This window comes from Bacillus sp. T3 (assembly GCF_033449965.1).
Classification (GTDB): domain Bacteria; phylum Bacillota; class Bacilli; order Bacillales; family Cytobacillaceae; genus Bacillus_BU.
Genome location: NZ_CP137761.1, coordinates 4,092,195 through 4,112,722, shown reverse-complemented (window position 1 = coordinate 4,112,722; position 20,528 = coordinate 4,092,195). Strand labels below are relative to the sequence as shown.

14 protein-coding genes, 16 tRNA genes, 3 rRNA genes and 1 pseudogene are annotated in these 20,528 nt (G+C 41.1%); 31 read left to right on the top strand and 3 right to left on the bottom strand.

The window, feature by feature from the left end; translation table 11 throughout:
* Nucleotides 1–116: 116 nt before the first annotated feature.
* Entirely contained in the window at nt 117–1,412 is a 1,296-nt protein-coding gene (locus RGF10_RS21055; protein ID WP_318505507.1) for a glutamate-1-semialdehyde 2,1-aminomutase, read from the bottom strand.
* A gap of 169 nt (nt 1,413–1,581) precedes the next feature.
* On the opposite strand from RGF10_RS21055, the gene RGF10_RS21050 reads away from it, so the two are divergent.
* The 7 genes from RGF10_RS21050 to perR all read left to right on the top strand — a co-directional run bounded on the left by RGF10_RS21050 (nt 1,582) and on the right by perR (nt 6,589).
* Nucleotides 1,582–2,592 (top strand): ABC transporter ATP-binding protein, encoded by a 1,011-nt coding sequence (locus tag RGF10_RS21050; RefSeq protein WP_318505505.1) that lies wholly within the window; start codon nt 1,582–1,584, stop codon nt 2,590–2,592.
* Between the two features lie 13 nt (nt 2,593–2,605).
* Entirely contained in the window at nt 2,606–3,397 is a 792-nt protein-coding gene (locus RGF10_RS21045) for an ABC transporter permease (RefSeq protein WP_318505503.1), read from the top strand.
* Nucleotides 3,398–3,400: 3 nt separating this feature from the next.
* Nucleotides 3,401–4,186 carry an ABC transporter permease gene (locus tag RGF10_RS21040; protein WP_318505501.1) on the top strand — a complete coding sequence of 262 codons (786 nt, stop codon included), beginning with the start codon at nt 3,401–3,403 and terminating at the stop codon, nt 4,184–4,186.
* Nucleotides 4,187–4,265: 79 nt separating this feature from the next.
* On the top strand, nt 4,266–4,667 hold the full coding sequence (locus RGF10_RS21035) for an ion channel (protein WP_318505500.1): 402 nt from the start codon (nt 4,266–4,268) through the stop codon (nt 4,665–4,667).
* A gap of 78 nt (nt 4,668–4,745) precedes the next feature.
* Nucleotides 4,746–5,213, top strand: a complete 468-nt coding sequence (gene bcp / locus RGF10_RS21030; RefSeq protein WP_318505498.1) for a thioredoxin-dependent thiol peroxidase — start codon at nt 4,746–4,748, stop codon at nt 5,211–5,213.
* A gap of 275 nt (nt 5,214–5,488) precedes the next feature.
* Nucleotides 5,489–6,052, top strand: coding sequence for a cob(I)yrinic acid a,c-diamide adenosyltransferase (locus RGF10_RS21025; RefSeq protein WP_318505496.1), 564 nt, complete (start codon nt 5,489–5,491; stop codon nt 6,050–6,052).
* Nucleotides 6,053–6,145: 93 nt separating this feature from the next.
* Nucleotides 6,146–6,589, top strand: a complete 444-nt coding sequence (gene perR / locus RGF10_RS21020; RefSeq protein ID WP_412176652.1) for a peroxide-responsive transcriptional repressor PerR — start codon at nt 6,146–6,148, stop codon at nt 6,587–6,589.
* 74 nt (nt 6,590–6,663) lie between these two features.
* Here perR and RGF10_RS21015 read toward each other — a convergent pair whose 3' ends face one another.
* Nucleotides 6,664–7,020: a YgzB family protein gene (locus RGF10_RS21015; protein ID WP_318505492.1), complete on the bottom strand. Its 357-nt coding sequence runs from the start codon at nt 7,018–7,020 to the stop codon at nt 6,664–6,666.
* A gap of 150 nt (nt 7,021–7,170) precedes the next feature.
* Between RGF10_RS21015 and RGF10_RS21010 the strand changes: the two genes are divergently transcribed.
* The 23 genes and pseudogenes from RGF10_RS21010 (at nt 7,171) to RGF10_RS20905 (ending at nt 18,452) form a co-directional block, all read left to right on the top strand.
* Nucleotides 7,171–8,031, top strand: a complete 861-nt coding sequence (locus RGF10_RS21010) for a nucleotidyltransferase-like protein (protein ID WP_318505490.1) — start codon at nt 7,171–7,173, stop codon at nt 8,029–8,031.
* A 296-nt stretch (nt 8,032–8,327) separates the two neighbouring features.
* Nucleotides 8,328–9,880, top strand: a 16S ribosomal RNA gene (locus RGF10_RS21005).
* A gap of 195 nt (nt 9,881–10,075) precedes the next feature.
* Nucleotides 10,076–13,014: ribosomal RNA gene (locus tag RGF10_RS21000) — 23S ribosomal RNA — on the top strand.
* A gap of 112 nt (nt 13,015–13,126) precedes the next feature.
* Nucleotides 13,127–13,243, top strand: a 5S ribosomal RNA gene (gene rrf / locus RGF10_RS20995).
* The 16S, 23S and 5S rRNA genes sit together here with 15 tRNA genes alongside, the layout of an rRNA operon.
* A gap of 20 nt (nt 13,244–13,263) precedes the next feature.
* Nucleotides 13,264–13,338 (top strand) — tRNA-Asn (locus RGF10_RS20990).
* Nucleotides 13,339–13,342: 4 nt separating this feature from the next.
* A tRNA-Ser gene (locus tag RGF10_RS20985) sits at nt 13,343–13,434 on the top strand.
* 19 nt (nt 13,435–13,453) lie between these two features.
* Nucleotides 13,454–13,528: transfer RNA gene (locus tag RGF10_RS20980), tRNA-Glu, on the top strand.
* A gap of 16 nt (nt 13,529–13,544) precedes the next feature.
* Nucleotides 13,545–13,620, top strand: a tRNA-Val gene (locus RGF10_RS20975).
* 31 nt (nt 13,621–13,651) lie between these two features.
* Nucleotides 13,652–13,725: transfer RNA gene (locus tag RGF10_RS20970), tRNA-Met, on the top strand.
* A 4-nt stretch (nt 13,726–13,729) separates the two neighbouring features.
* Nucleotides 13,730–13,806 (top strand) — tRNA-Asp (locus RGF10_RS20965).
* A gap of 5 nt (nt 13,807–13,811) precedes the next feature.
* Nucleotides 13,812–13,887 (top strand) — tRNA-Phe (locus RGF10_RS20960).
* Nucleotides 13,888–13,929: 42 nt separating this feature from the next.
* Nucleotides 13,930–14,014, top strand: a tRNA-Tyr gene (locus tag RGF10_RS20955).
* A gap of 8 nt (nt 14,015–14,022) precedes the next feature.
* Nucleotides 14,023–14,096, top strand: a tRNA-Trp gene (locus RGF10_RS20950).
* A 12-nt stretch (nt 14,097–14,108) separates the two neighbouring features.
* Nucleotides 14,109–14,184: transfer RNA gene (locus RGF10_RS20945), tRNA-His, on the top strand.
* A gap of 17 nt (nt 14,185–14,201) precedes the next feature.
* Nucleotides 14,202–14,276 (top strand) — tRNA-Gln (locus RGF10_RS20940).
* Nucleotides 14,277–14,281: 5 nt separating this feature from the next.
* Nucleotides 14,282–14,356: transfer RNA gene (locus RGF10_RS20935), tRNA-Gly, on the top strand.
* Nucleotides 14,357–14,370: 14 nt separating this feature from the next.
* Nucleotides 14,371–14,444, top strand: a tRNA-Cys gene (locus RGF10_RS20930).
* Nucleotides 14,445–14,479: 35 nt separating this feature from the next.
* Nucleotides 14,480–14,565, top strand: a tRNA-Leu gene (locus RGF10_RS20925).
* Nucleotides 14,566–14,588: 23 nt separating this feature from the next.
* Nucleotides 14,589–14,670: transfer RNA gene (locus RGF10_RS20920), tRNA-Leu, on the top strand.
* A gap of 628 nt (nt 14,671–15,298) precedes the next feature.
* Nucleotides 15,299–16,348: pseudogene (locus RGF10_RS23990) on the top strand (CHASE4 domain-containing protein); the annotation flags it as partial.
* A complete protein-coding gene (locus RGF10_RS23985) occupies nt 16,349–17,296 on the top strand; it encodes a methyl-accepting chemotaxis protein (RefSeq protein WP_412176752.1) in 948 nt (315 codons plus the stop codon). It abuts the pseudogene before it with no gap.
* Nucleotides 17,297–17,650: 354 nt separating this feature from the next.
* The gene (locus tag RGF10_RS20910) at nt 17,651–18,172 is read left to right on the top strand and encodes a DUF6241 domain-containing protein (protein ID WP_318505486.1); all 522 of its coding nucleotides are present in this window, start codon (nt 17,651–17,653) and stop codon (nt 18,170–18,172) included.
* A 206-nt stretch (nt 18,173–18,378) separates the two neighbouring features.
* Nucleotides 18,379–18,452: transfer RNA gene (locus RGF10_RS20905), tRNA-Gly, on the top strand.
* A gap of 93 nt (nt 18,453–18,545) precedes the next feature.
* On the opposite strand, the gene RGF10_RS20900 is transcribed toward RGF10_RS20905, so the two are convergent.
* On the bottom strand, nt 18,546–19,217 hold the full coding sequence (locus tag RGF10_RS20900; RefSeq protein ID WP_318505484.1) for a B3/B4 domain-containing protein: 672 nt from the start codon (nt 19,215–19,217) through the stop codon (nt 18,546–18,548).
* A 97-nt stretch (nt 19,218–19,314) separates the two neighbouring features.
* Between RGF10_RS20900 and queG the strand changes: the two genes are divergently transcribed.
* Nucleotides 19,315–20,436, top strand: a complete 1,122-nt coding sequence (gene queG, locus RGF10_RS20895; protein WP_318505482.1) for a tRNA epoxyqueuosine(34) reductase QueG — start codon at nt 19,315–19,317, stop codon at nt 20,434–20,436.
* Nucleotides 20,437–20,528 lie beyond the last annotated feature (92 nt).

Here is a 20,528-nt window from a genome sequence, read left to right as displayed (position 1 = left end):
GGAAAACAAAGTGGCATTTTATAGAAGGAAAAGCTTAAGGAAAGCGCTTACATAAGGGTTTGAAAGGAAATCCAGGAGAAATGGATCGCTCCTGGATTAATCTGGTTTTTGTATAATTATTCATTCTTTAGTGAGGAAAATGCATTGCGAACTGCATGGATTGTTGCTTCAATGTCCTCTTGTGTATGAGCGATTGTAAGGAACCACGCTTCATATTTTGACGGAGCCAAATTAATTCCTTGATGGAGCATCAGCTTAAAAAATTTACCAAACATTTCACCATCTGTATTTTCAGCTTGAACATAATTTTCAATTTTTTCTGTTGTAAAATAAACCGTTAATGCTCCTTTGAGTCGATTAATCGTAATTGGAATTTCGAAATCCTTTGCAGCCTCTAAAATTCCCTCTTCGAGCAATGCACCTAATTGATCTAAATATTCGTAAACGCCATTTTGCCCGAGAACCTCTAGACAAGCTATTCCAGATAAAATAGAAGCAGGGTTTCCTGCCATCGTACCTGCTTGATAGGCTGGACCGAGCGGTGCAACATGCTCCATAATATCAATCCGTCCACCGTAAGCACCAATTGGTAGGCCGCCTCCTATAATTTTTCCTAAGGCGGTTAAATCTGGCTTTACTCCAAGTAAATCTTGCGCACCACCGTACATGAACCGGAATGCAGTAATGACTTCATCATAGATAACAAGTGCCCCGGCAGCATGGGTCAAGTCATTGACAGCTTGTAAAAATCCTGACTTAGGCTCGACAATTCCAAAGTTCCCAACGATTGGCTCAACAAGTACTGCTGCAACTTGATCGCCCCATTTATCAAGTGCTTCCTTATAAGCGTCAATGTCATTAAATGGGACAGTGATGACTTCTTGAGCAATACTTTTTGGCACACCAGCAGAATCAGGGGTTCCAAGTGTAGATGGACCTGAACCAGCTGCGACAAGGACAAGATCGGAATGACCGTGATAACAGCCAGCAAATTTAATGATTTTATCTCGTCCCGTATAGGCACGAGCGACACGAATCGTTGTCATGACGGCCTCGGTTCCGGAATTCACAAACCGGACCTTATCTAATGAAGGAATCGCCTCTTTTAACATTTTCGCGAACTTTACTTCGTGGGGAGTTGGGGTTCCGTAAAGGACACCTGAATCCGCTGCTTTTTTTATTGCCTCTGTAATATGTGGATGCGCATGTCCCGTAATAATTGGTCCATAGGCTGCTAAATAATCGATATATTGGTTGCCATCGACATCCCAGAAATAGGCCCCATGACCACGTTCCATCACAACCGGTGAGCCTCCACCAACCGCTTTATACGAACGTGACGGGCTGTTAACTCCGCCAACAATATGCTGTAATGCTTCATTATGTAATCGTTCAGAATTAGTAAAATTCATTATAAAAACCTCCCATTTGTTACTGCCTATTCATTTTAACAGAAAAAGAATGAAGACGATTGGTTTTCGAATCTATTATGTATGTAATCAATCGTCTAGGTTGTATTAGTATAATTGTTTCGTTACACTATGTATTTAGGACTGTGAATGATGTTGGAGGAGAATATAGATGAAGGATGCCATACTAGTTAACGATTTGCGCAAAGAATTTAAGTCCTATTCAAGCCGTTCAGGTTTGAAAGGTGCTTTTCGAGATTTGTTAATGCGAAATTATAAAGTAGTTCCGGCTGTTAACGATATTAGCTTTCAAATAAAGCAGGGGGAGATGGTTGGCTATATCGGTGAAAATGGGGCAGGTAAATCGACAACCATTAAAATGTTAACAGGAATTCTAACCCCGACTTCTGGAAGTGTGTCAGTAAATGGAATGAACCCTCATAAGGAACGGGAAAAATTCGTGCAAACAATCGGAGTCGTGTTTGGTCAGCGCTCTCAACTTTGGTGGGATATCGCCGTTCAAGAATCGTTTCGCCTACTGAAAAAGGTTTATAAAGTTTCAGATGAACAATATAACGAGCATATGGGCCATGTTATCAAAACACTAGATTTAGAGCCATTATTGGATAAACCTGTTCGTAAATTATCGCTAGGACAAAGAATGCGCTGTGAACTTGCTGCCGCATTAATCCATAATCCGCCGCTTCTTTTTCTTGATGAGCCGACGATTGGTTTGGATGTTTTAGTAAAGCTTAAGATTCGAGAGTTTTTAAAGGAAATCAACGAAAAGTACAATACGACGATTCTGCTTACCACACATGATTTAACCGACATTGAAGCTTTATGTGAACGTGTAATCATGTTAGATGAAGGTAAAATTATTTATGATGGCGCACTTCGCAGCCTAAAAGAAAAATGGGGCGATGGAAAGGATATACAATTCCAATTTTTACAGCCTGTTAATTTACTGGAATTAGAGAGTCTAACGAGAGAGTACGAGCTAAAGTGGGAAGAAAATGAAGAGAGTCAAACTTATACGGTCCACATTGCTGATGATAATGATGAGTTGATCTCCCAAATTATTGCGAAGGTCGTTGCGGCTTTCAAAGTTAAGGACCTTAAAATTAACGAGTTATCAACGGAAGAAATCATTCGAAACATATATGAAAAAGGGACAGCGTAAGGGGGCGATTCGAATGGGTAAATATTTAGAGATGATTCGTATTCGCTTCTTAATGATGCTTGCATATCGAACCAATTATTATACGGGAATCCTGATTTATAGCATTAATATCGGTGCTTATTATTTTTTGTGGAATGGAATCTATGGGGATAAAGGGGAAATACAAGGGTTAACGGTTGCGCAAATGACGACCTATATCGCCGTTGCCTGGATGGCACGAGCTTTTTATTTTAATAATCTCGATCGGGAAATGGCGGTGGAGATTATGGATGGAAGAGTTGCGATAGAATTAATTCGACCCTATAGCTATTTGGGAATGAAGGTGATGCAGGGATTAGGTGAAGGAATCTTCCGTTTGTTTCTGTTTTCTATGCCCGGAATGGTAATCGTAGCGTTTATTTTCCGGCTCGATTTTTCGATTTCCCCCTATACCCTGGGGTTATTTTTCGTTTCGATCCTATTAAGTTTCTTCATTAATACGCAAATTAATTTAATGACCGGACTAGCAACGTTCTTTCTATATAATAATACTGGGTTAATTCGAGCTAAACGAGTTGTAATTGATCTGTTTTCTGGTTTATTGCTGCCGATAAGTTTTTTTCCTATCTGGGCACAGGACATAATGAAATTTCTTCCATTTCAAGGTATTAGCTACTTACCTAGTATGATTTTTACTGGGGGCTTCACCAATAACCAGGCCACCCATGCCATTTTATCGCAAGCTATTTGGGTTGTAATTTTGATACTACCAATTTATTTGTTATGGGTTCTCGCAAAAAAACAATTGGTTATCCAAGGAGGGTGACGCATGTTCTACGTATCAATTTTTTTCCAATATGTCGCCCAATACTTGAAAACAAGAATAGAATACAGGAGTAATTTAATCGTCGAAATCTTAACGGATTTTTTACAACAAGCTGTAAATTTTGTCTTTATCCTGATAGTTTTCGGTCATACTCATGCGTTAGCAGGTTGGTCTAGGGAGGAAATTATCTTTATCTATGGATTTTTTCTAATTCCTTTTGCATTATTTTCGTCTTTTTTTAATATTTGGGATTTCAATGAACGTTATATAGTTAAAGGGGAGCTTGATCGAATCCTTACGAGACCGATCCATAGTTTGTTTCAAATTATTTTAGAACGGATGGAATTGGAATCGCTTTTTGGTGGGATAACTGGCTTAGCTATTATGTTTTATGCAGGTGGAAAACTAGGATTAGAGTTGCACTGGTATGATCCGCTTCTTTTTGTGATTTTTATCATCGGCGGCGTAATGGTTTATGCGGGAATTTTTGTACTCATTGCCTGTGTCAGCTTTTGGTCTGATGCGAAATCCTCGATTATGCCAATGATGTACAATATTAGTAACTACGGGCGGTATCCAGTTGATATTTATAACAAAATTATCCGGTTTATCTTAACCTGGATATTACCGTTTGCATTTGTTGGAGTTTACCCAGCTTCTTTTTTCCTTGGGAAAAGTGAATGGTACCTTTATGCCTTTATTACACCATTTATCGGTATTGCATTTTTTAGCCTTTCTATTTTTGTATGGAATGAAGGGGTAAAGAGGTACCGTGGTGCAGGGAATTAATGATATTAAATAAGACAGGCTAGCATACAGTTAGGCTATGGAGCGTATTCTTTATTAGGAAGATAAGGGAGCGGATTCCATGGCCTTTTACGTTTTATTTATATGTGTCATCCTTTGTATTTTGATGAGCTTACGAGTGCTTTTTTTGCCACGGAATGTTAGAAGCAATCCTGTTTCATTAGAGAATTTTTTTATGCTAGCCATGCTCTATGCCACGATTATGATTGGCTTTGGTTTATTATATATGATGCTAGAGATGAAGGGAATTGCGTTAATCATTGACTTGCCGGAAATAGATCACATTAGCTTTTTAACCAGGCTAAAAACCTTTGTCTATTTTAGCGGTATGACATTGTTTTCAGTTGGCTATGGTGACATTACCCCTATCGGGATCGGCAGGGTAATTGCGATAACAGAAGCGCTAATTGGGCATACAATTGCTGCTGCCTTTGTAGCAAGAGCTGTATTTGACCGTGAATAAACAGGCTTTCATTTGACTTTGTTTAAAAAAATGGGATAGGCTTAACATAGCAAATTTGGTTGTTGGGAGGAATAGTGAATGTCATTAACTGTAGGTCAAGCAGCGCCTGAATTTGAACTGCCCTCTACTGAAGGGAAAGCCGTTAAGCTGGCAGATTTTCGTGGCCGAAATATCGTGCTTTATTTTTATCCAAAGGATATGACACCGGGATGTACAACGGAGGCATGTGATTTTCGCGACTATCACACTCAATTTGAGGAAGTAAATGCGGTTATTCTCGGAGTTAGTCCTGATCCGCTTAAGCGCCATGCTACTTTTATTGAAAAACATGGACTGCCGTTTCATTTATTAGCAGATGAAGAACATAAAATGGCGGAGAGCTATGGAGTTTGGACTCTTAAGAAAAACTTTGGTAAAGAATATATGGGAATTGAGCGCTCTACTTTTATCATTGATAAGAATGGAGTACTCGTAAAGGAATGGCGTAAAGTCAAGGTGAAAGGGCATGTCGAAGCGGCTTTGCAATACATAAAGGAAAACTTATAGGTTTTTTAGTATACCTGATTTAGCAGAGCCTATTTTTTACAAGAAAGGCATTTGTCCAATTCATTCATTTTCGATTTGAATATCATTATATTAGGGCATACCTCCTCAGAAGTTCTTTAGCGAATCGTCACAGATTCGCTCTTTTTTTGTTTACATTCTGTGAAAGTATGTTATCGAATTCTGTATTTTCTGATATTATAGTGATTATAAGTAGAAATGTTATTAGGGAAAAATGAAGATTACATAAAAATAAATCTTGAGAGGGGATAATACTAATGAAAATATATACGAAAACAGGGGATAAGGGGACAACCTCACTGGTTTATGGCCAACGGGTTCGGAAGGACGATCTTCGGGTAGAAGCATACGGAACTTGCGATGAAGCTAATTCTATGATTGGGTTAGCGCTAAGCTATTTAAAAGGGGAAAATTTCCAAGGAAAAGATTCATTAGAAACAGCATATCATAAAATACAGACAATTTTATTCCATGTTGGAGCAGAACTGGCAACTCCGAAGGGAAAAGAAGTGAAATGGAAGCTGGAGAAAACAGAAATAGACGAGATGGAAGGGTTAATTGATCAATGGGATAAAGACTTACCGCCATTAACCAATTTTGTTCTTCCAGGAGGACATCCTTCGGGAGCTGCTTTTCACATAGCAAGAACGATTGTTAGAAGAGCAGAACGTTGTTCGGTTAGCCTGGAGGAAGAAGTTAATCCTCTCGTATTAGCTTACTTAAATCGCCTTTCCGACCTACTATTTGTTACGGCAAGATTTGTAAACTATCAACTAGGAGCAGTTGAAAAGACCTTGCATCAAAATAGTGAACAAAAATAGTATTTCAAGTTTGTTATATTGACAAAAGTAATTGTTATTGAGTACACTAATTATAAATATTATAAAGTAAAAATTCTTTTAGAAAAGAGGTGCATGACGGTGTCACATAATCCGCTAAAAGAAGCGTTGGATACCTTAAAAGATACGGGAGTTCGAATTACTCCTCAACGTCATGCGATACTTGAATATTTAATAAACTCAATGTCACACCCTACTGCAGATGATATTTATAAAGCTTTAGAAGGAAAATTTCCAAACATGAGTGTGGCTACAGTTTACAACAATTTGCGAGTATTTCGTGAAGTAGGTCTTGTAAAGGAATTAACTTATGGAGATGCATCCAGTCGCTTTGATTTCGTAACCACTCATCATTACCACGTGATTTGTGAAAATTGTGGTAAAATAGTCGATTTTCATTACCCAGGATTAGATGAAGTGGAAAACCTAGCTTCTCATGTAACTGGTTTTAAAATAAGTCATCATCGTTTAGAAGTATACGGAAGTTGCCCAGAGTGTTCAATTAAGGAAACACATTAATAAAAAAAGAAGGCTGTTGCTTAAATGCAGCAGCCTTCTTTTTTGTTGGAAAAATAAAAAGGTAATCGAGGATATTAATTGTTAGTTTTCTTTCGATTATACTTTTCGTCAAACTCTTTCCCTTCAAGTTGGCGATCTAGTGTTAATGGTTCATTACAATACATACACATATCAACTCGTCCAAGAACTTTCGTTTGCTTACCACAATTAGGACAAACGACTTGAACTGTTTTTGTTGAAAGCATCCCTATCCAAAAATATACCCCTGTGCTTGCGATGATAAAAAGTAAGCCTATTAACATAAATATCGTCATCACCACTGGAGAAGATCGAAAATATATTCCCCCATACATAACGATAAAGCCGATAAAAATTAAGCTCAAAGCAAAAGATCGTATTTTATTAATTTTACTTGAGTATTTTGCCATCATCGTTCCCCTCCTAAAGCTTCAATTTATTATATCATCGTAATGGATTTATGTGGTAATGATTGCTCGCGATGAAAATGTTTCTCTCACGGAAGGATTTTTTTTGGAGTTGTCGAAATATATACGCTATCTGAATTTTATGGAGGAATGACTATGGAACACATTCTTCGGCCAATATACCAAGAACGAGCGAGCCAAACCAATACACTCGGAGTTTTACTAATAGAAAAACGAGAAAAAGCGAGTGCAAGCACAGATACCTTCGATGCAGTGCTTTTAATCATCGTAAAGGAAGCTGAGCATCCACTTCATATTAAACATTACAGTTATGAAGATAAAAAAGCCGCTTTAAATATCGTAAGAGAGGACCAATTAAACGAATGGCTATTAATGGGGAGTAATCGCAAGGTTATAGAATGGATATTCTCGGGAAAAATCCTTTTTGATCGTAATGATTATTTTCAGAATTTAAAGCAAGAGTTAAGAGAATTCCCTTTTTATGGTCGAAAAATAAAAATGGGTATCGAGTTTTCAAAATTAATTCGTCGTTATTTAGACGGCAAAACCTTTTTTGAAAATAAACAATACATGGATGCCTATAACCACATCGTTCACTCATTGCATCATTTAGCAAGATTATCCGTCATCGAACATGGATTTCATCCAGAAGTTACAGTTTGGAATCAAGTCAAACAAATGGAGCCTGAAATCTATAAATTGTACGAGGAGCTAATTACAAGTGAGGAAACAATTGAAAAAAGATTAGAGCTTTTATTCCTTGCTGGTGAATTCCTTATACACTCTCGGACAGAAGTTGGATCGACTCATATCATTGATGTACTGCAAGAAAAGGAAGTCTGGTCATTTGATGAAATGTTAAATCATCCAGATTTAAGTTTGTATTCTGTGGATTTAGGTGTCATGCTTGAGTATTTAATTGAAAAGAAATACATTTCAGTCGTAACGAAAGAAACGAAAGGACAAGGGATTTTCCATCGCTATTATCGTGTTTAATCGATTCTTTTAATTTTTTTCAAAAAAACTATTGACCTTTTTTTTAATCCTTGTTATATTTATAACCGTCGCTGCGAACGAAATTAAAAACGAAGACATTCGCGGTTGGCGGTTTTAAAAAAAGGTGTTGACTTAATAGATACCACATGATATATTAAGAAAGTCGCTTACGAGCGAAAACAAATAAATTGTTCTTTGAAAACTAAACAAACAAACGTCAACAATATTAAATTTTAGTGATTATAACTTTGGTTATAATACACTAGCCAACGTAACATTTTTGAGCTAAATCAACTTTCTTGGAGAGTTTGATCCTGGCTCAGGACGAACGCTGGCGGCGTGCCTAATACATGCAAGTCGAGCGGATTGATGGGAGCTTGCTCCCTGATATCAGCGGCGGACGGGTGAGTAACACGTGGGCAACCTGCCTGTAAGACTGGGATAACTTCGGGAAACCTGGAGCTAATACCCGGATAACCATTTTCCTCTCATGAGGGAAAGCTGAAAGACGGTTTCGGCTGTCACTTACAGATGGGCCCGCGGCGCATTAGCTAGTTGGTGAGGTAACGGCTCACCAAGGCGACGATGCGTAGCCGACCTGAGAGGGTGATCGGCCACACTGGGACTGAGACACGGCCCAGACTCCTACGGGAGGCAGCAGTAGGGAATCTTCCGCAATGGACGAAAGTCTGACGGAGCAACGCCGCGTGAGCGAAGAAGGCCTTCGGGTCGTAAAGCTCTGTTGTTAGGGAAGAACAAGTACCGGAGTAACTGACGGTACCTTGACGGTACCTAACCAGAAAGCCACGGCTAACTACGTGCCAGCAGCCGCGGTAATACGTAGGTGGCAAGCGTTGTCCGGAATTATTGGGCGTAAAGCGCGCGCAGGCGGTTCCTTAAGTCTGATGTGAAAGCCCCCGGCTGAACCTGGGAGGGTCATTGGAAACTGGGGAACTTGAGTGCAGAAGAGAAGAGCGGAATTCCACGTGTAGCGGTGAAATGCGTAGAGATGTGGAGGAACACCAGTGGCGAAGGCGGCTCTTTGGTCTGTAACTGACGCTGAGGCGCGAAAGCGTGGGGAGCGAACAGGATTAGATACCCTGGTAGTCCACGCCGTAAACGATGAGTGCTAAGTGTTAGAGGGTTTCCGCCCTTTAGTGCTGCAGCAAACGCATTAAGCACTCCGCCTGGGGAGTACGGCCGCAAGGCTGAAACTCAAAGGAATTGACGGGGGCCCGCACAAGCGGTGGAGCATGTGGTTTAATTCGAAGCAACGCGAAGAACCTTACCAGGTCTTGACATCCTCTGACACTCCTAGAGATAGGACGTTCCCCTTCGGGGGACAGAGTGACAGGTGGTGCATGGTTGTCGTCAGCTCGTGTCGTGAGATGTTGGGTTAAGTCCCGCAACGAGCGCAACCCTTGATCTTAGTTGCCAGCATTTAGTTGGGCACTCTAAGGTGACTGCCGGTGACAAACCGGAGGAAGGTGGGGATGACGTCAAATCATCATGCCCCTTATGACCTGGGCTACACACGTGCTACAATGGATGGTACAAAGGGTCGCGAAACCGCGAGGTCGAGCCAATCCCATAAAACCATTCTCAGTTCGGATTGTAGGCTGCAACTCGCCTACATGAAGCTGGAATCGCTAGTAATCGCGGATCAGCATGCCGCGGTGAATACGTTCCCTGGGCCTTGTACACACCGCCCGTCACACCACGAGAGTTTGTAACACCCGAAGTCGGTGGGGTAACCGTAAGGAGCCAGCCGCCTAAGGTGGGACAGATGATTGGGGTGAAGTCGTAACAAGGTAGCCGTATCGGAAGGTGCGGCTGGATCACCTCCTTTCTAAGGATATTGTCGTAAAGACAATCGGAATGCAGACCTTCTGGTCTGTACTGTTGACCGCTTTGTTTGTTTAGTTTTGAGGGATCAATTCCTCTGTATCATTTCGTTCTTTGAAAACTAGATAATCGTAAAAGAAGAAAACAAGAAACACCACATTAGTTTTTTCTCTCTTAATAATAAGAGAATTAACCTTTAGGTTAAGTTAGAAAGGGCGCACGGTGGATGCCTTGGCACTAGGAGCCGATGAAGGACGGTACTAACACCGATATGCTTCGGGGAGCTGTAAGTAAGCTTTGATCCTGGAGATTTCCGAATGGGGGAACCCACTACTCGTAATGGAGTAGTATCTTTACCTGAATACATAGGGTATTGAAGGCACACCCTGGGAACTGAAACATCTAAGTACCCGGAGGAAGAGAAAGCAAACGCGATTCCCTGAGTAGCGGCGAGCGAAACGGGACATAGCCCAAACCAAGAGGCTTGCCTCTTGGGGTTGTAGGACACTCAACATGGAGTTACAAAGGAACGGGGTAAATGAAGAGATCTGGAAAGGTCCGTCAAAGAAGGTAAAAACCCTGTAGTTGAAACTTCGTTCCCTCCTGAGTGGATCCTGAGTACGGCCGGACACGTGAAATCCGGCCGGAAGCAGGGAGGACCATCTCCCAAGGCTAAATACTCCCTAGTGACCGATAGTGAACCAGTACCGTGAGGGAAAGGTGAAAAGCACCCCTGGAAGGGGAGTGAAAGAGATCCTGAAACCGTGTGCCTACAAGTAGTCAGAGCCCGTTAATGGGTGATGGCGTGCCTTTTGTAGAATGAACCGGCGAGTTACGATTACATGCAAGGTTAAGTTGAGAAGACGGAGCCGCAGCGAAAGCGAGTCTGAATAGGGCGTATTAGTATGTGGTCGTAGACCCGAAACCAGGTGATCTACCCATGTCCAGGGTGAAGGTTGGGTAACACCAACTGGAGGCCCGAACCCACGCACGTTGAAAAGTGCGGGGATGAGGTGTGGGTAGCGGAGAAATTCCAATCGAACTTGGAGATAGCTGGTTCTCTCCGAAATAGCTTTAGGGCTAGCCTCACGTAGTAAGAGTCTTGGAGGTAGAGCACTGTTTGGACTAGGGGCCCTCATCGGGTTACCGAATTCAGACAAACTCCGAATGCCAAAGACTTATCCGTGGGAGTCAGACTGCGAGTGATAAGATCCGTAGTCAAAAGGGAAACAGCCCAGACCACCAGCTAAGGTCCCAAAGTATACGTTAAGTGGAAAAGGATGTGGAGTTGCTTAGACAACCAGGATGTTGGCTTAGAAGCAGCCACCATTTAAAGAGTGCGTAATAGCTCACTGGTCGAGTGACTCTGCGCCGAAAATGTACCTGGGCTAAACGTATCACCGAAGCTGTGGATTGACATCTACGATGTCAGTGGTAGGAGAGCGTTCTAAGGGCGTTGAAGCTAGACCGTAAGGACTGGTGGAGCGCTTAGAAGTGAGAATGCCGGTATGAGTAGCGAAAGATGGGTGAGAATCCCATCCACCGAATGACTAAGGTTTCCTGAGGAAGGCTCGTCCGCTCAGGGTTAGTCGGGACCTAAGCCGAGGCCGAAAGGCGTAGGCGATGGATAACAGGTTGATATTCCTGTACCACCTCATTATCGTTTGAGCAACGGGGGGACGCAGGAGGATAGGGTAAGCGCACTGCTGGATATGTGCGTGTAAGCAGTTAGGCTGGAAATGAGGCAAATCCCGTTTCCGTAAAGGCTGAGCTGTGATGCCGAGGGAAATATAGTACCGAAGTTCCTGATTCCACACTGCCAAGAAAAGCCTCTAGCGAGATAAAAGGTGCCCGTACCGCAAACCGACACAGGTAGTCGAGGAGAGAATCCTAAGGTGAGCGAGAGAACTCTCGTTAAGGAACTCGGCAAAATGACCCCGTAACTTCGGGAGAAGGGGTGCTCTTTTGGGTGTTAAAGCCTAGAAGAGCCGCAGTGAATAGGCCCAGGCGACTGTTTAGCAAAAACACAGGTCTCTGCAAAGCCGCAAGGCGAAGTATAGGGGCTGACGCCTGCCCGGTGCTGGAAGGTTAAGGGGAGAGGTTAGCGCAAGCGAAGCTTTGAACCGAAGCCCCAGTAAACGGCGGCCGTAACTATAACGGTCCTAAGGTAGCGAAATTCCTTGTCGGGTAAGTTCCGACCCGCACGAAAGGCGTAACGATCTGGGCACTGTCTCAACGAGAGACTCGGTGAAATTATAGTACCTGTGAAGATGCAGGTTACCCGCGACAGGACGGAAAGACCCCGTGGAGCTTTACTGTAGCCTGATATTGAATTTTGGTACAGCTTGTACAGGATAGGTAGGAGCCGTAGAAACCTGGAGCGCCAGCTTCGGTGGAGGCATCGGTGGGATACTACCCTGGCTGTATTGAAATTCTAACCCATACCCCTAATCGGGGTAGGAGACAGTGTCAGGTGGGCAGTTTGACTGGGGCGGTCGCCTCCTAAAAAGTAACGGAGGCGCCCAAAGGTTCCCTCAGAATGGTTGGAAATCATTCGTAGAGTGTAAAGGTACAAGGGAGCTTGACTGCGAGACCTACAAGTCGAGCAGGGACGAAAGTCGGGCTTAGTGATCCGGTGGTTCCGCATGGAAGGGCCATCGCTCAACGGATAAAAGCTACCCCTGGGATAACAGGCTTATCTCCCCCAAGAGTCCACATCGACGGGGAGGTTTGGCACCTCGATGTCGGCTCATCGCATCCTGGGGCTGTAGTCGGTCCCAAGGGTTGGGCTGTTCGCCCATTAAAGCGGTACGCGAGCTGGGTTCAGAACGTCGTGAGACAGTTCGGTCCCTATCCGTCGTGGGCGCAGGAAATTTGAGAGGAGCTGTCCTTAGTACGAGAGGACCGGGATGGACGCACCGCTGGTGTACCAGTTGTCTTGCCAAAGGCATAGCTGGGTAGCTATGTGCGGACGGGATAAGTGCTGAAAGCATCTAAGCATGAAGCCCCCCTCAAGATGAGATTTCCCATAGTGCAAGCTAGTAAGATCCCTGAAAGATGATCAGGTTGATAGGTCAGAGGTGGAAGCGTGGCGACATGTGGAGCTGACTGATACTAATCGATCGAGGACTTAACCAAAAAACGTTTTACTTCTTCTACATTATCTAGTTTTGAGGGAATGAAATAAAAATTCTCTTGCAAAAATATAAAAACATTATTATAATAAATAATGTCTTTATGAAAATAATAGTCTGGTGGCGATAGCGAGAAGGTCACACCCGTTCCCATACCGAACACGGAAGTTAAGCTTCTCAGCGCCGATGGTAGTTGGGGGCTCTCCCCCTGTGAGAGTAGGACGTTGCCTGGGCTGTTACAAAATTTTATTATTCCGCAGTAGCTCAGTGGTAGAGCAATCGGCTGTTAACCGATCGGTCGTAGGTTCGAGTCCTACCTGCGGAGCCATATTGGAGAGCTGTCCGAGTGGCCGAAGGAGCACGATTGGAAATCGTGTAGGCGGGTAACCCTGTCTCAAGGGTTCAAATCCCTTGCTCTCCGCCATTATAACTTTAAACAATATGGCCCCTTGGTCAAGCGGTTAAGACACCGCCCTTTCACGGCGGTAACACGGGTTCGAATCCCGTAGGGGTCACCATTATCTAAATGTTTGTGGAGGATTAGCTCAGCTGGGAGAGCATCTGCCTTACAAGCAGAGGGTCGGCGGTTCGAGCCCGTCATCCTCCACCATATTTTTAAAAGAATAAATAATTTTTACCGTCGCGGGGTGGAGCAGCCCGGTAGCTCGTCGGGCTCATAACCCGAAGGTCGCAGGTTCAAATCCTGCCCCCGCAATAACGGTCCGGTAGTTCAGTTGGTTAGAATGCCTGCCTGTCACGCAGGAGGTCGCGGGTTCGAGTCCCGTCCGGACCGCCATTTATGGCTCAGTAGCTCAGTCGGTAGAGCAAAGGACTGAAAATCCTTGTGTCGGCGGTTCGATTCCGTCCTGAGCCACCATTTATAGTTATATGACTTAAAATAAAAATGATTATTATATGTGGAGGGGTAGCGAAGTGGCTAAACGCGGCGGACTGTAAATCCGCTCCCTCCGGGTTCGGCGGTTCGAATCCGTCCCCCTCCACCATTTATTATAGGGGTATAGTTTAAAGGTAGAACGAAGGTCTCCAAAACCTTTGGTGTGGGTTCAATTCCTACTACCCCTGCCAAATTTTATAGTGGCGATTGTGGCGAAGTGGTTAACGCACCTGATTGTGGTTCAGGCATTCGTGGGTTCGATTCCCATCAGTCGCCCCATTATAATTAATTAATATTGGGCTATAGCCAAGCGGTAAGGCAACGGACTTTGACTCCGTCATTCGTAGGTTCGATCCCTGCTAGCCCAGCCATTTTCGCGGAAGTAGTTCAGTGGTAGAACACCACCTTGCCAAGGTGGGGGTCGCGGGTTCGAATCCCGTCTTCCGCTCCAATTTTAATTAACATGGCGGCATAGCCAAGTGGTAAGGCAGAGGTCTGCAAAACCTTTACCACCGGTTCGAATCCGGTTGCCGCCTCCATTTATTTGATAAATAACTTTTAGCTAGATTTTTACGCCTGGGTGGCGGAACTGGCAGACGCACAGGACTTAAAATCCTGCGGTAGGTGACTACCGTACCGGTTCGATTCCGGCCCTCGGCATTTAAAAAGTTAATAATACCGCGCCTGGTGTGGCGGAATTGGCAGACGCGCACGACTCAAAATCGTGTTCCTTCTGGAGTGTCGGTTCGACCCCGACCACCGGTATCAACTCATCGCATGTTATTGCGATAAAAAAACGTTTCTTACAATGTGTAAGAAACGTTTTTTTATTAATCTCAAGTTTGATTCCTACAAAAATATCGTATACATAAAATGGTGCATAATTTTTTTGATGGTCGCAAAATTAGAAATTTAAGACCTCATACATCCATATTTACTAATTCCCCAACAAAAGACCTAAATTCAACTGATTAAAGATTGTTTAGTAACTGATCATTGTAACGTTTCAACAACCCTACCGCGATCCCCTGGAGCCTTTGTGGAAATGATTGACCTGAGAGGCTGATACAAGTTTTCATCTGCAATAGAGAATAGATACACATCCCATTTATAATTAGATTTTTCTTAATTTGATAATAAATAACTTTTTAAAGTTTAAAATATTCGAATATTCTATGACAAATTCACTATTGAATAACATTTGTTTTAGGACTATTGTAATATAAAATTTCAAGGATTTTCTTTGTATTTTAAACTATGAGGTGATTTCAAATTAATCATTTATAAAGGTAATTAAAAATTCCGTGCATAGCATGAATGATGTTTAAGTTAATCATGATAAAAAAGTATTAGAAGTAAGTTTTATTTAATTAATTATTATGTGGAGGCGTATATGAAAAAAAATAAAATTCCCCAATCTTTACTAACTAAAATGATAGGTTTCTTTATCATATTTTTAGTAATACCTATATTAATTCTTGGGTATTTTCTACATACCAGTATTGAAAAAGATCTGACTAAAATGGAACGAGAACGAGTCCTTGTAGCAAACGAGATATCTCAAAAGATATTTGAAAATTTTGGTGAAAATCTACTTGGAGTTATAAAGACTAATTCCAATTGGGAAGAAAATAGAGAAGCTGTGAAAAATAAAGATATTCCTTGGATTGAGGAAAATGTTAATGTTGGCGTTGAGGTTATCCCAAATGTTTCCTTTATAACCACTACTGATTTAAAGGGTAATGTCATCTCTCAAGTTGGAGATGTAAAAGAGTTTGTTGGTAGGTTATCTAATAAAACAATTATTGAAAGTTTAGAAACTAAGAATGAAATTACGGGATTAATGGAAACGGAAAAAGGCTTAGCTGTAATCGCTGCATCTAAAATCACAAATGAAGACGGGGATGCTAAACCAACTGGTATATTGATTTTTGGAAGAATACTTGATAATAAAGCGTTAGGGGATATTCAGGATACGTTACAAGACAATATTGCTTTATTGACTAATAACGGGACCTTCTTATCCAGTTCTAATAATATTACATTGGATAAACTCTCCAAAAATTTAGCTGAATTAAATAAGTATCCAACGAAAAAGTTATTTCAAACATTTCAACGTAATTCCGTGGAATATGCTGAAATGAGTACTACCCTTAAAGATATATCTGGTAAACCGATTGGTGTTTTATATTTAAATCAAGAGCACATAACAACTACCAAGGTAAAAAGTGAAATATTAAAATTAACGATTAATATTGGTTTAATATTAATCTTAGTGTTAATTTTATTATCTGTATTGATTAATCGATCAATTTTAAAACCAATAAAGTACTTAGTTTCCATATCAAAAGAGATATCAGATGGAAATCTTACATATTTTGTGAAGGATAAAGTTAGCAACCGGCAAGATGAATTAGGCCAATTAGGTAATTCAATAAATATCATGATAAATAATTTCAAAGCTTTAATTAAAGCTGTAGCTCAAACAACTGAACAGGCAGCTACTTCGGCTGAACAACTCTCTGCGAGTTCTGAGGAGACAACGCAAGCTTCCCATCAAATATCAACATCCGTTGAACAAGTAGCGAGTGGTTCAGAGACGCAACTTTTACGTACAATTGAATCCTTAAATGAAGTTAAGGAAATGGTAGAAGGCATTCGAAATGTTACGGAAACCGTTTCAGTAATTTCCGTTCATTCCACTAAAACAGAAGTACAAGTTGAACAAGGAAACCAATCTATAAAGAAAACGGCACAACAAATGGAAAACATTAATTTGTCATTTAATGAATCAGCAAATTATGTAAATCAATTAGCTGAAAGTTCAAATGAAATAGCTAAGATTGCGTCTTTAATATCCGATATAGCGGACCAAACAAATTTACTATCATTAAATGCCGCAATTGAAGCTGCGAGGGCTGGGGACCAAGGTAGAGGGTTCGCTGTAGTAGCCGACGAGGTACGTAAATTAGCTGATAAAACTTCCAATTCGGCAAAGCAAGTTTCGCAATTAATTGAAATTATGAAAAAAGACTCTGCTAATACAATTCGATCCATAGATAAAGTAACAGATGAAATGAACGAAGGAATCAAACAAATTAAAAATGTTGAAGAGGTATTTAAGAAGATTCTAATAGCTACTCAAGATGTTGCATCTCAAACACATGAGCTATCAACTGTAACAGTTCAAATGACTGAAAGTACAGATAAAGTTTCTTCTTCGGTGGAAGAAGTTGCATCAATAGCCAGGAATTCGGCGGAAACTTCCAAAAATGTAGCATACTCGTCAAAAGAACAATTGATTGCTATGCAAGAAATTACAACTGCCTCAGGATATTTAACCAAAATGGCACAAGAATTAAAAATGCTAATAGGAAGGTTTAAAATATAAATCTACATTAGTTAGGTTCTAGCCAGAAAATAGTAAGAAAATACCAATAAAATAAATGTACCCAATTGAGTTAACACTAAAAAAATTTCTCTTTAGGGTATATTTATTTTGTGTAAATTAACAAAAATGGAAAATTGATAATTATAAGAAAATAATTTATTAAATGGGATAGGGTTTGATCCCTTACTTGTTTGGTTGAAACTATTTTCTGAATTTTGTTATAATTTACATTATTAAGGTAAAAATTATGATAATAATTTTTGAGTTGTTTTCATGAAATAATTGTCAGTTCAGTTGGTGAATATCATTTCTTGCTTAGAAGAGGATATAAATAGCTATTTGTGGGAGGAACAGATGTTGAAAAGGATGCTTTTTATTGGGATTGGAATCTTATTTTTTACTTATGTTGGAACATATATATATCTAGATAAGTGGGGCTCTGATTCAAAGGCCGGAGCAGATGCCACTCATGCAGAGCAAGAAGAGGCAAAGCTGGAATTGGAGCAAAGCTTTGAAGCAATTACTCCAAAGGAGGATATGCCTAAATATGAATCAATGTCTGAGAAAGAGTTATTGAATGAGGTTCATGGAATGACTCATCAGAAGGTAGAAGCGGATCAAAAATGGGGCTCATCTGAAATCACTCGAGATAAGATTGAAACCATGTTTACTATCGTGTCAGAAAAAAGCTTTAAAGATGGAGAACTAAAATCGATCCTACTCAGCATTCTTGAAACTTGGACTAAGGGAGATTTTAGTGATGCAGTAGAGGAGCATAATCTAATTTGGAATTATAAAGATGGAAATATCGGAGAGGCTAAACGATTGCTAACTCCAGTAGAAGAACAAGAATATGTTGAGAAACATTTTCGCTAAACGTAATTTTACTGGTTATTGTTCATTTTGCTGGGTTCTTAACCGCCAAACTAGGTAGAAGGGAGGATTCGCCACATTTTCGACAAAAAAGTTAGAAAACCTCTTGACGATAGAGCAAAAACTTTGTATTATATAGAAGTTGGTTCTTTGATACGACATTTTGCAACATTGCAAAGGTTTTTACTCGACAAATACCGACAAAATATGCGGGTGTAGTTTAGTGGTAAAACCACAGCCTTCCAAGCTGTTGTTGTGGGTTCGATTCCCATCACCCGCTCCATTACATATTGGTTACAACGCAGTGTTTCGTTTCAGAAAGAACGAAGCATTGCGTTTTTTAATTTTTAACGATAAAAAAGAAGGATGCCAATGATTAGCATCCTTTTATTTCATAATAGGCTTCACCGCCATGGATTTGAACGAACATGTTCATCAAGGATTCCATGAGACTTGCGCACTTTTCCATATCAAGAGAATGTCCTAAGTAAACAATTTGCAGAGCTTTCGTGGTAGCCAATGTTACCGAAGTTCGCGCAGAATCTACAAACGGACTTCCGAACGGACCCGAAGCATCTGCTGAAATGATAAGGTTGTGGGCAGAGTTTTCGCGGCCATTTAAGCCCAGGTAGCTTTCGTTTTCACTACCAATTCGTAACTCCACATTACCTGATATTTTTTTAGTATCATAAATCCCGATTGGAACCTGATATTGAAGCGAAAAGAAGTTGTTAATATCAATCGCACTATGTACGGGTTGAAGATAGTTTTGCTTGTGCACCCGTCGATAAAGTGCTTCAGCTGCGTGACGGTAGCGATTAGGATCCTTACCGGTATTCTTGAAAATTTCGCGCCATTCCTTGATTCCGGGAAGGTCTGTTACGCTTTTACCATCAGCTAAATCAAAATAGATTGATTCTTGGAAGAGTTGGAGTCTGCCTTTAACCATTTGTGGTGAATCACCAACCGCTATTTGATCATAATGAATAATGCCTACTTTTAATTGAGGAACAATAGAGCAAAGATTGGGTGACAATAGAATTTCCAACGATTTCACCTCCAAAACAGGATAGAAATAGTTTATCATAATTAAGATTATAGCCTTAACTACTTTGATTAAACCTTTCACGAAAGGAGGAGTTAGGATGGATGTCCAAAAATTCAAATTGGAATTAATTCGCTACAGCCAATCAATTGGAATTGATAAAATCGGTTTTACATCAGCCTCACCATTTAGCGAATTGAAAAGTCGTTTACTTAGACAAAGAGAGTTAGGTTTTCAATCTGGATTTGAAGAGCCTGATGTAGATAAACGGACCACCCCTGCCCTTCTGATGGATGAATCGCGGTCAATTATTTCAATAGCGCTTGCTTATCCTACTAAAATGAAAGAGCGTGTTCAGAGTAAGCAGGGAGAACGACGAGGGATCTTTTGCCGCGCCTCATGGGGCGAGGATTACCATATCATATTACGCAAACGTTTAAAGCAATTAGAGACATTTATCCTTGAGCACTATCCTGAGGCCCGCTGTAAATCGATGGTCGATACAGGAGAATTGGTGGATCGAGCTGTTGCAGAGCGTGCTGGTATAGGCTGGAGTGGGAAAAACTGCTCGATTATCACACCTGAATTTGGTTCATACGTATATCTCGGTGAGATGATAACAAGTATCCCGTTTGAGCCGGATAAGCCGATTGAAGACCGATGTGGTGAGTGTACTATGTGCATTGATGCCTGTCCGACAGGAGCACTTGTTCAAGGTGGGCAAATTAATGCCAACCGATGCATAGCTTTTTTAACGCAAACAAAGGATTTTATTCCGGAGGAGTATCGTGATAAAATCGGAAACCGCATATACGGCTGTGACTCCTGCCAAACGGCTTGCCCAGAAAATAAAGGCAGAGATTATCACTTCCATGAGGATATGGAGGCTGACCCTGAGCAGGTTAAACCATTATTAAAGCCTATCCTGACGATAAGTAATCGTGAATTTAAAGAAAGGTTTGGATCTTTAGCAGGTTCTTGGCGTGGCAAAAAACCAATTCAGCGCAATGCGATTATTGCGCTTGCCCATTTTAAAGATCAAAGCGCAATAGAGGAGATAGGGAAGGTCTTATTAAAGGATGAACGACCTGTCATGCGTGGGACTGCCGCTTGGGCTCTCGGTAAAATTGGAGGCAGACAGTCAACTGAATTATTAGTTAAGGCTCAAGCATTAGAGCAGGATGAGGCAGTATTATCGGAAATTAATCAAGCAATTAAGTAAGACTAGAGATGAACTTTGCTCTAGTCTTATTTTTAATCAAAATCACTCGGGATAAATTATTTCCTCCCACATAAGTATGGTTATGTAGGAGG